This is a genomic window from Sulfurovum sp., from assembly GCF_041551015.1.
Classification (GTDB): Bacteria; Campylobacterota; Campylobacteria; order Campylobacterales; family Sulfurovaceae; genus Sulfurovum.
In genome coordinates, this window is the sequence record NZ_JBFENQ010000050.1 from 1 (window position 1) to 11238 (window position 11238).

The window sequence follows — 11238 nt, forward strand, 5'->3', positions numbered from 1 at the left end:
GATTATTAGAAGATTTAGGATGTTGAGTATCCTGAAGAGGCTTAAGGGAACGGTCATCTTAGTACCTATTGTCAATGTTTATGGGATTATGACTTTATCCAGATATCTGCCTGACAGAAGAGATCTAAACAGGAGTTTTCCTGGAAGTGCAAAAGGCTCTTTGGCAGGAAGAGTGGCAAACATCTTTTATGATGAGATTGTCAGTAAATGTGACTTAGGTATAGATCTGCATACGGGGGCTATACACAAGTCAAATCTGCCTCAAGTGAGAACCAACATTGAAAATGAATATACCTTTAATCTTGCAAAGGTATTTGGAGCACCTGTAGTATTGCATTCAGAGATAAGAGATGGATCTCTTCGTGCAGTAGCACAGGAAGAAGGTGTACCGATCTTACTTTATGAAGCGGGAGAGGCTTTAAGGTTTGATGAAACAAGTATTAGAATAGGTGTACATGGCATAGTAAATGTACTGAGAGAAAATAACATGCTCCCTAAGGTATTACGTAAAAAGCCTGCAAAAGTCCCTGTTATTACAAAGAGCAGTCAATGGGTAAGAGCAAGTGAAAGTGGTATGCTTAGAACGATAAAAGCACTTGGAGATACGGTGCAAAAAGATGAAATCATTGCATTTATAGATGAGCCTTTGGATGATGTATCTTTTGAAATAAAAGCATCCTTTGATGGCATCATTATAGGTAAATCTGAAATCCCTTTGGTACAAGCTGGGGATGCTGTTTTTCATATTGCAAGATTTGGAGATCTTGAAACGGCAGAGCATAAGATCGGATATTTTAGTGAAGATGCCATTGAGCAGAGTGAATTTCATGAGCTGAATGATGAAGAGAGTATTGAATAAAAAGAGGCCATATTATGGAAAAAGATTTTAGCAACGAAATTATAAAGCTTCGTGAAGAGAATGATACATTGCGTCATCGTCAAAATGAAGCGGATATCTATTATGCAAAAATGAAAGAGTTGGAAGTGTATCAGGCAAAACTTATTAAATTGCTTGCTCAAATGGAAGAAAGATCAGAAAAAGTTATCATACTTTTTGAGGGAAGAGATGCTGCTGGTAAAGGAAGTCTTATAGGAAGCATCGCTCAGTATCTTAATCCAAAACACTGCCGTACTGTTGCATTAGGAAGACCTACTGATGAAGAGAAGTCACAATGGTATTTCCAAAAATATATTAAACACTTTCCTAAAGGCGGGGAACTGGTTCTTTTTGATCGCAGCTGGTACAACCGTGCTATGGTAGAACCAGTTTTTGGATTTTGTACACAAAATGAGTATGAACTTTTTTTGGATACAGTAATTCCTTTTGAAGACTCGTTTATTAAACATGGAACACGTCTCATTAAAATATATTTAAGTGTTTCAAAGGATATGCAAAGTGAACGTTTTGAAAGGCGTCGAACTGACCCTTTACGTCAATGGAAATTAAGCGAAATTGATATGCAAGCACAAGCAATGTGGAATGAATTTACTAAAAAAAAGAGAATTATGCTTGAAAAAACCCATACACCAAGTTCACCATGGCATATTATTCGTTCTGATGACAAGCATAAAGCACGTATTGATGCAATGAAACTTATCTTGAGAGAACTTGGGTTTAAGGCAGAAGATTCCTCACTTGACCTAAAACCAGATAATAGTATTTTGGTATCTGTAGAAGAGGAATTGATACGTTAGTTTTTTAACGATACGATTTATATAAATAGCACAATATTTTATTTAGAATGATAAATATACTCATGTAGTTTTACATGAGTTTCAGATCGTTATTCTCTTGAGGTACTTCAGCTTGCTTAACATGTAAATCCAATTGCGGGAAAGGTATCTGAATATGATGCTTATTCAGCACTGCGTAGATAAACTTTAAAAAATCTGATTTTGTACCTGAAGGTCTAAGGGTTGATTGTCCTTTGACCCATACGACTAATTCATAATCTACAGAGCTTGATCCCATGGCCGTCATCCACACCAGCGTAGTATATTTTAGAGGTTTTGATACATAATTGATTTGGGAGTCTTTTAATTCGCCCAAAATCACTTCCTCTACTTTTTCATTAGGTGTTCCATAGGCAACGGAAAAAGGTATATGTATACGTCTGATATCATTCTCTAAAGTCCAATTGATCACATTGTTTTGAATAAAGGAAGAGTTAGGAATGATGACGTCAATATTGTCATTGGTAGTGACAGTAGTTGAACGCATTTTCATGTCACTGACTGTACCACGAATCGTATCTGAGACTTCTATATAGTCACCCAATCGGATAGTTCGTTCAAACATTAGAATGATACCTGCAGCTAGATTTGAGACGACAGTTTGTAAACCAAAACCAATACCTATAGAGAGTGCTCCGGCAACCAACCCTAGATTGGTAAGATCCAACCCTATACTGTTGAGTGCAGTAAGTAATGTAATAAATACAAGAATATAGTAACCAGAATTAGAGATCACTTTAGCTGAAGAATAAGAAAGTTTATCTCGTGTGACCAGATTCATGATCTTACGTTTATAAAATGCAGCAAGCATAAATCCAAGTATGAGTATAAGAACTACTTTGAGCATATCCATGATGGAAATATTTCGTTCATTAAATACAAAAAGTGATTCGGTAAGTTTATTGTAAGTATATTCATAAAGATTTTCGGCACTTTGTTCGACATTTGAGAGTGCCAGCGCCACATTGCCTGCTTTTTCTTTAAAGAGAGTTGTCAAAATAGACCGTTTAAGCGTATAGTGTTTGATAAGTTCTGGTGTAAGTGAGTCAAGATCTGATTTGCTAGAGTTGAATGTATCGAGTGCTTTTTCGTTTTCATTTATCTGTAAATAAGCAAGAGAAAGAAGTAATGTATAATCGATTTTTGTACTTAATGTTTTCATCATCTCCATATGATTGGCAACAAGTTTTTCACTCAGTGTATTAGAAAAGGTTTCATGATGCATTAATTCACGTTCTTTAGCCAAATTGAGAGCAACAGTTTCGTACTGAATAGTAAGAATTTCTGTGTTTATATCAGTAAGTTTTTTCTCTAAAACAGGAATATTGAAAGTGACTTGCTTAAGCGTTTTCTTTAAACGATCTTCACCTTTCTTAACCAAGTCTTCATATGCTTTTATGGAAAGTGCATCGTTTTTGTCTTTCAGTTTGTAAAATGCATATTGTAGCTGGTAAAGCAGTAAGTTTTTTTTATCTTCAGTTGTAATATCCTTGATGCTTTTACTTAAATATTTTCGTTTGGATTGCATGTTGGATTGTTCTTCTTTTAATGTATCAATCGTTGCATATGCATGGGTAAGCGCATTAAGAAAAGAAAGATAGTTTTCACTGCTAATATTTTGATCGAAAGGCAAAAGTGAATCAGGTAAAGAATCAACTTTTGTTTCAGGAGAGAGCATGTTCCCAAGTTTCCCCAGTATCATACGTTCTGTAGCGATACGTTCTATATCAGTTTGGTCTTTCGGGGCCTCTTGGTCAATGAGCTTACTTACTTCTTGATGATACGCTACCGTGTTATTTCCCTCATAGAGTCTTATATCGATATCAGCTGACCATAAAGAGAGTGAGAGAAGGAATAAAAATATTAATGATTTCATAAAGTGCTACTTTTTTTTAAATTATAGCATAGTACGTATCGAAAAGATTAATAACAAATAGTCAAAAAAATGTGTATTTTACTAATACAACACGTAGTACATTAATAATAGGCAGCGATAATCGTATAACATACAAAGAACATTAAGTGTGACAAACCTTCAAAGTAGTTTGTCTGGCCTTCATCTGTGCTTTTCCATGCTAAGATAATAGTCATCACCAACGCACCTATTTGAAGTGTATTAAAGTCAAGCAAAAGGTTGATACCACTCATGTATGCCAAAGCCAACAATATAGGAACAGTGAGGAGAATCGATACCACAGAAGCACCCATCGCGATATTGACAACTCTTTGAATCTGATCATTTCTGGCTGCTTTAACCGCCGTAAAAATTTCTGGGGTAACTGCAACAATTGCAATGATCAAACCGGCGAGTCCTGCTGAAATACCATACTCTTTAGCCAGTTTTACCCCATCCGTTGCAAAGATTTCCGCACTCAAAGCAATCATACCGATCAAAATAAATATGACGGCAAAATTACCTATGTTGTTGAAACTTTCAAAGATATAATCACTATGTTCATTTTCATCAATCTCTTGATTTTTTTCTTGTAATCTTCTTTTAAGTCTAAAAATTCTGCTTTTTGCGGTTGCCTGAAAAAAGTGTGTATGGGTTTTAGTTTGAAAAATAAAGATAATCACATAAAAAACCATTAATGCAGCAGCAATAATAATACTCGCTTCTTTAATAATGGCATTACCATGCTCTGATTCACTCAAGAGACTTGGTACCAACAGTGCTAAAGCCGTAACGAGCAATATAGTCGTATAGGTACTTGAAGTTTCTTTGTTGTGTTCTTGCTCTGTAAATTTAAGACCACCGATAAATACTGCAAGTCCCAAAAGTACGTTCATGTCTACGATGACTGCTGAGATTATACCACCCTTGACCGTCTCAACAACTTCGGGTGAATGTACCGCTTCAAGTAAGATGATATACAAAAGAACGATCTCTACAATAACCGCAGAAAACGTAAGAACCATACTTCCATAAGGTTCTTGCAATCTTTCAGAAAGGATTTCAGCCACTTCTGAAACCGTCAATGAAAGTGAGGCAATACCAATGGCCGCCATAGCAGTTGCCATATTACCGTTACCGTTTTTATGTAATACTACAGCTATAATAATTGCCACCATACCCACTACGATATCCCAATAATCTTCTACGTAATATTTCCAATTATTGTTATTTTCTACTGTATCATTTATTTCCATATAAATTTTAATCCTTGATTTATAATAATATTAAAGTTGCTAACCCTAGAAAACTGAAAAAACCAACAACATCTGTAACCGTCGTCAAAAGTACTGTTGAACCAATAGCTGGATCAACACCAAGTTTTTTAAGTGTCAATGGTATAGTTGCACCAAAAAAACCAGCTGCGAAAAGGTTCGCGACCATTGCCATAGCAATGACAATACCCAGCATAGGTAGTCCAAACCAGACATAAGCGATGATACCCATTACAATACCATAAATTAAACCGTTCAAAAGAGCAATAGAAACTTCTTTGATGATGGTTTGTCTTGCTTCATCTCCGGTAATCTCACCTAGTGCCATTTGCCTTACTGTAACTGTCAGTGTCTGTGTACCTGCATTACCGCCCATTGATGCAACAATAGGCATTAAGATAGCCAGTGCAACCAAAGACTGAATTGTTGTGTCAAACAGCCCGATAACCAAAGAGGCAGCAATCGCTGTAAACAAATTTAATCCAAGCCAAATAGCTCTTGATTTACCAATCATCCAAAAACTCTCTTCTTGCTCCGCAGTATCACTAACACCAGCCAGGTTGTAGATTTGGCCTGTTGCTTCCTCTGATATAATGTCATAGATATCATCAGAGGTAATACGTCCTACAAGTGTGCCTTTTTCATTTACTACGGGAATAACACTAAGATCATAATTACTTACGACTTCAACCACTTTTTTGATATCATCATGAGGGGCAACATAGACAGTGATCTTTCCTTCATCATCAATCACATCTTTATATAATTCTTTTGGACCATGCAGTATGAGATCTTCAAGAGGAATCATACCAACGAATGTACGTCCATTCGAAATGACAAATACATGATGTACATTATCGATCTCATTGTTTTCTTTCATCTTTTTAAGACGTAAGATAGAGTCACCGATCTTTTCATCCATGTGTGCTTCGAAAATCTCCACCTGCATGTGTGCACCGGCTTCATTTTCATCATAAGAGATGAGTTCTTCTATAGTGACTCGGTCTTCTACAGAAAGATTTGATAAAATTGCATTAGCTTTTTCCTCATCTATTTCTTCAATATGTTGGATGAGGTCAGCTGCATCATTGGTATTAAGCTCCACAGTAAGCTTTGCAAGTTTTTTTGCACCAAATCTTTCATATATATCTTCTTGATCTGATTTTGGCAATTCTATGATGACTACAGCTAAAAGATCTTTTGGGAGTTTATTTAAAAAATTAATATATGTTTGTTCATCAGATTTTTTGACCTTAAGAAGAAGATCAGCAATTTCATAGGGGTGTACATCAAGGTTTGCTCCTTCAATATATTCATTGAGATATTGTTCTAAAACTTCAATTTGTTCTAGTGTTTCATTGTCCATGACGATCCCTTATTATTTTTGATATATTATCCAATATATGTAAAGAAATGTATGATATTTAACAGTTAAAAATGAATGATGCAGAAAAATAAGTACCCATGATCATACTACCCCAAAAATCTTTTATTGTGTGAAATAAATGTGATAATTCTTATCATTCTTTTTGAACTTTTTTACGCCACATTAAAATAGCTATAAAGGTCAATACAATAAACATTAGCATTAGGAAAAGAACATTCAATGTGCCAGCTGGTTCAGAAGATGTAAACGGCAGTCCACTTGTATTCATTCCAAAAAAGCCAACCAATAGGTTTAATGGAAGGAAAACTGCAGAAATTATTGTAAGAATATAAATCATTTTATTCATTTTGTCATTGGCACGTGCACTATGGAAACTATAGAGGTAATCTAGTTTAGCAAGTTGATGCGTTGCTGAATTCAAAATTCGCTCCATATGTTCATGCGTATCTATGTAGCTATTCATTGGGAAATCAGTGCTTGCTTGGTAATGATGTATCATCCCTAGTAACATTTCAGAGGTTCGTATAAGTATTCGTTGAATGAGTAATATATCTCGTTTCAGTCCTATCCAATCTGTCATAAATCTATTTGTAGCCTTATTTTCATATAGAATTTCTTCCATATCTGCAATTAAATTTTGGTATTTTGTAAATGATTTTAATAGCTCATCTGTCATTGCATCAATGATTTTATGTGGTCCTACAAAACAATCACCAAGTATTTCAAACTTCTGTTCATCCCTATTGTATAAAAAACTGTTCTGTGTGGTAATAACAAACCCGATAGATTGACCTATAACCTTTTCATTTATAATAGGCATCCGAACTATTAGCATATTGTATTCATCATTTACATCAAATATTGATGGGTGTTTCTCATTCTTTAAGTCTTCTAGGTGTAGCTGATCTAAAAATTGTTCAAAATGTTCCATTAGTTAATCACCTCACTATATTATTATCATATTGTATCAAATATTCAAAAAATAGAGATTTGTGGCTGGTTTCAAAATTACAATGCTGAAGAATTCTTGATTTTAAAAACCTTATAAAACTATATATTTTATAAGGTTTTTTATTAAGTTGTTTAATCTCTAGGATATTATACAGCTATAGGTTAAAGTTGCAGTGGTTACTTAGAATGATTAGCTGGATCTTCTTCATGCTTATTCGTACTTCTTAAACTGTTGTAGCCACTCTTTATCTTCTTCACTGAGTTTTCCTACTCTCTCGAGTAGTTTTTTCTTTGTAGAGATGAGGTCATCTATTTCCAGGTATGCCAGTAGAACGGGATTGATCGTTGTCTCTTCCCTGCCATAAGCGATAAGTTTTTCTATATCTGCCAGTAATTCTTCTTTTGAGTGTTCATTTTCTTTATTCATTCTGTTATACTACCCAAAAAGAAATTATAAAGGATACAGTATGTTAGAAGTGGGAACGCAAGTACCGGATTTTTGTTTACCAAACCAAGATGAGGAAGAGATCTGTCTTAGAGATATTAAAGGCAGATGGATAGTACTCTATTTTTACCCAAAAGACAATACTCCAGGATGTACAACAGAAGCTTGTGATTTCACAGCGGCACTTCCCAATTTCGAAGATCTTTCTGCCATTGTACTCGGAGTAAGCCCGGACTCTCCTCAAAAACACAGAAACTTTATAGAGAAGAAAGAGTTGAAGATCACATTACTTGCAGATGAGGACAAAGCCCTCTGTAATTCCTTTGGTGTATGGCAACTCAAAAAATTCATGGGTAAAGAGTATATGGGTGTGGTACGTTCTACATTCATCATAGACCCTGATGGAAAAGTCGCTGCAACATGGACAAAAGTAAAAGTCAAAGAACATGTGGATGCTGTAAAGGCTAAACTGCAAGAGCTTCAAAACGTTTAATACTACTTGGACAAGGTATTCCTTGTTCTTGTCTTCCTTCTCCCTTTTATAAAATTTTAAAGATCATTTCGGTATAATCGCGTTCCTTATTCTATGAGAGGCTACAAAAATAGCTTGAATAATGGAAATACTCATGTAGTTATTCCTTGCACGGTTGTGTAATTCTAAATTTAGAATTGACATTGAGGACTACAGCGGATTAAACCTAGTGATGAAGCATGTGCTTTTAACTGAGCTTTTTTATTAAAACCACTTCAACAGTGGGTTCATACGACTGGTCGTATTGAATAGATAAAAGTTCTATTATGATTATATACCAAGGAGAAACTTATGGTAACAATGAAAGACTTACTCGAATGTGGCGTACACTTCGGACACCAAACAAGAAGATGGAATCCAAAAATGAAAAAATTCATTTTCGGTGCAAGAAAGAATATCTACATCATCGACCTTCAAAAAACACTTAGATATTTCAAATATACTTACAATGTTGTAAGAGATGCAGCAGCTGAAGGACAAACAGTACTTTTCGTAGGTACTAAAAAACAAGCTAGACAAGCAATAAAAGAGCATGCTGAGAGATGTGGTATGCCTTACGTTTCAACTAGATGGTTAGGTGGAATGTTAACAAACTACCCAACAATGAAAAAATCTATCAGAAAACTTGAGATCATCGAGCAAATGGAAGAGACTGGTCAAATCAATCTTTTAACTAAAAAAGAAGCTTTGATGCTTAAGAGAAAGAAAGAGAAATTAAGCTCTTACCTCGAAGGTTTCAGACACATGAAAAAACTTCCAGACATGATGTTTGTTATCGATTCTGTGAAAGAACACATCGCTGTTAAAGAAGCAAGAAGACTTGGTATGAAAGTTGTTGCACCACTTGACACTAACTGTGATCCAGATATGGTTGATTATCCAATCCCTGGAAATGATGATGCTATCCGTTCAATTGACCTTTTCTGTAAAGAAATGGCTGAAGCGATCATCGAAGGTAAAGCAATATATGCTGAAACAACTGGTGGAGATGTTGAAGAAGCAACAAGTGAAGAAGTAGCAGAAGTCATGACTGAAGCAGCATCTGAAGAAGAAGTAGCAGCACTTGTAGAAGAAAAATCAGCGCCTAAAGCTGAAACAAAAGGTGATGACCTTACTAAGATCGCTGGTGTTGGTAAAGTATACCAAGGAAAACTCAACGATGAAGGTTTCTACACATACGCTGATGTAGCAAACATGACTGATGCTCAAATTGAAGTAATGGAAGAAAAATACAGCTTTAAAGGTAACTTTAGAGACGCTGTTGCATCTGCTAAAGAATTGGCGGAGGCGTAATCATGGCAAACTTTGGACCTAAAGATATCAAAAAACTCAGAGAGATGACTGATGCAGGGATGATGGACTGTAAAAAAGCATTGACTGAAGCTGATGGAGACATGGACAAAGCGGTTGCATGGTTAAGAGACCAAGGTATGGGTGCTGCTGCTAAAAAAGCAGGGAAAGTTGCTGCTGAAGGTGCTATCGGTGTTAAAGTTGAAGGTAATAAAGCAGTAATCGTTGAGATCAACTCTCAAACTGACTTTGTTGCACAAAATGACAAATTTAAAGCACTTATGGATACCGTTGTAAATCATGCATTTGACAATAATCTTAAAGATGCAGAAGCGATCAATGCTTCTACTATCAACGGTGAGCCTTTTTCTGATTATCTTTCTCTTCAAGTTGCGACTATTGGTGAGAAACTTGATGTAAGAAGAGCTGCACTTATCGTTGGAGATGAAACTACAGCGGTAAACGGTTATGTTCACTCTAACGGTCAAAATGGTGTAATCATTGAAGCAAAGTGTGACTCTGCTAAGACAGCTGAAGCAATGACAGCTGTACTTAAAGAAGTTGCAATGCATGCAGCTGCAATGTCACCAAAAACACTTTCTTATAAAGATTTTGATCCTACATTTGTAGAAGAAGAGACTAAAGGTAGAATCATCGCTATCGAAAAAGAGAATGAAGAACTTGTTAGACTTGGTAAAACACTTAAGAACATTCCTCAATATATCTCTATGAGTCAATTGACTGAAGAAGTTATGGCTGCAGCTGAAGCACTACTCAAAGAAGAGCTTAAAACTGAAGGTAAACCTGAAAAGATCTGGGACAGAATCCTTCCAGGTAAGATCGAAAGATTTATCTCAGACAACACAACACTTGATCAAGAACTATGTCTTCTTGACCAAAAATTTGTAATGGATGATAGCAAAACAGTTCTTGAATATATTCAAGAAAAAGCAAAAGCGGCTGGTGGTTCAGCTGATATCGTACATTTTGTAAGACTAGAAGTTGGTGAAGGAATTGAAGTAGCAGAAGAAGATTTTGCTGCTGAAGTTGCTGCACAAATGGGATAAGGGTCTTCCCTTATTCTTTTTTTCTGTTCAAGCTATCAGCTTGAACAGAGTCTCTCATATTTTTTTCCTCTATTTCTCAATATACCCATCACATTTTTATGTTAGAATATGCCATGAAGTGGAACAAAATCCATACTTGCAAAATAGTTTAAAGGCAACAGATGTCCCAATTTTTATTGGAAGCGCAAAATATTTCCCACGGTTTTGATACCCTTTTATTTCACGATGTAAACTTTTCTTTAAAGCCATCACAAAGTGCAGCGATCATTGGTCGAAGCGGCTGCGGAAAGTCTACACTTTTACATATATTTTCAACTTTTATCAGACCTGATAAAGGCAGTGTAACACTTTTAGGGAAAGATCTTTACACGCTTGATGATAAGGCTATTGAAGCATTACGACGTTATGATATAGGGATCATCTTTCAGTTCCATTACCTGTTTAAAGGTATGAGTGCACTGGAAAACATCGAAGTAGCCAGCATGTTAAGTGCTGAGAAAATAGATGATGCCATACTTGAAAAACTAGAGATCAAAGAACTGATGAAACAAAAGATAGGCGAACTCTCAGGCGGACAGCAGCAACGTGTCTCTATAGCCAGAGTATTAAGTAAAAATCCTCGTATCATCTTTGCAGATGAACCTACAGGGAACTTGGACAAAGA

The 11238-nt window shown here is 35.7% G+C and carries 10 protein-coding genes and 1 pseudogene; 6 read left to right on the forward strand and 5 right to left on the reverse strand.

Translation table 11 applies throughout. The features are described from left to right. Window positions 1-859, forward strand: an 859-nt coding sequence (locus tag ABZC96_RS04755) for a succinylglutamate desuccinylase/aspartoacylase family protein (RefSeq protein ID WP_373029456.1), incomplete at its 5' end; no start/stop codon positions are given. Window positions 860-873: 14 nt separating this feature from the next. Continuing rightward, window positions 874-1695 (forward strand): polyphosphate kinase 2, encoded by an 822-nt coding sequence (gene ppk2, locus ABZC96_RS04760; RefSeq protein WP_373029457.1) that lies wholly within the window; start codon window positions 874-876, stop codon window positions 1693-1695. Window positions 1696-1765: 70 nt separating this feature from the next. Here the strand turns inward: ppk2 and ABZC96_RS04765 are convergent, their stop codons facing one another. From ABZC96_RS04765 to ABZC96_RS04785, 5 genes are all read right to left on the reverse strand, one after another. Continuing rightward, window positions 1766-3610 carry a mechanosensitive ion channel family protein gene (locus ABZC96_RS04765; protein ID WP_373029458.1) on the reverse strand — a complete coding sequence of 615 codons (1845 nt, stop codon included), beginning with the start codon at window positions 3608-3610 and terminating at the stop codon, window positions 1766-1768. Between the two features lie 101 nt (window positions 3611-3711). Next, complete coding sequence (locus tag ABZC96_RS04770; protein WP_373029460.1) at window positions 3712-4884, reverse strand: calcium:proton antiporter; 1173 nt, start codon at window positions 4882-4884, stop codon at window positions 3712-3714. Window positions 4885-4903: 19 nt separating this feature from the next. Next, window positions 4904-6268 (reverse strand): magnesium transporter, encoded by a 1365-nt coding sequence (mgtE, locus tag ABZC96_RS04775; RefSeq protein ID WP_373029462.1) that lies wholly within the window; start codon window positions 6266-6268, stop codon window positions 4904-4906. Window positions 6269-6422: 154 nt separating this feature from the next. Next, window positions 6423-7220 (reverse strand): CorA family divalent cation transporter, encoded by a 798-nt coding sequence (locus ABZC96_RS04780; RefSeq protein ID WP_373029463.1) that lies wholly within the window; start codon window positions 7218-7220, stop codon window positions 6423-6425. 231 nt (window positions 7221-7451) lie between these two features. Further along, window positions 7452-7667: a hypothetical protein gene (locus tag ABZC96_RS04785; RefSeq protein WP_373029464.1), complete on the reverse strand. Its 216-nt coding sequence runs from the start codon at window positions 7665-7667 to the stop codon at window positions 7452-7454. 40 nt (window positions 7668-7707) lie between these two features. Here ABZC96_RS04785 and bcp point away from each other — a divergent pair, with 40 nt between their 5' ends. The 4 genes and pseudogenes from bcp to ABZC96_RS04805 form a co-directional block, all read left to right on the forward strand. Further along, the gene (gene bcp, locus ABZC96_RS04790) at window positions 7708-8178 is read left to right on the forward strand and encodes a thioredoxin-dependent thiol peroxidase (RefSeq protein ID WP_373029465.1); all 471 of its coding nucleotides are present in this window, start codon (window positions 7708-7710) and stop codon (window positions 8176-8178) included. Window positions 8179-8508: 330 nt separating this feature from the next. Beyond that, window positions 8509-9291, forward strand: a pseudogene (gene rpsB, locus ABZC96_RS04795) (30S ribosomal protein S2); the annotation flags it as partial. A gap of 221 nt (window positions 9292-9512) precedes the next feature. Further along, window positions 9513-10574, forward strand: a complete 1062-nt coding sequence (gene tsf / locus ABZC96_RS04800; protein WP_373029466.1) for a translation elongation factor Ts — start codon at window positions 9513-9515, stop codon at window positions 10572-10574. Between the two features lie 161 nt (window positions 10575-10735). Further along, a partial coding sequence (locus tag ABZC96_RS04805; protein ID WP_373029467.1) for an ABC transporter ATP-binding protein occupies window positions 10736-11238 on the forward strand: 503 nt, incomplete at its 3' end.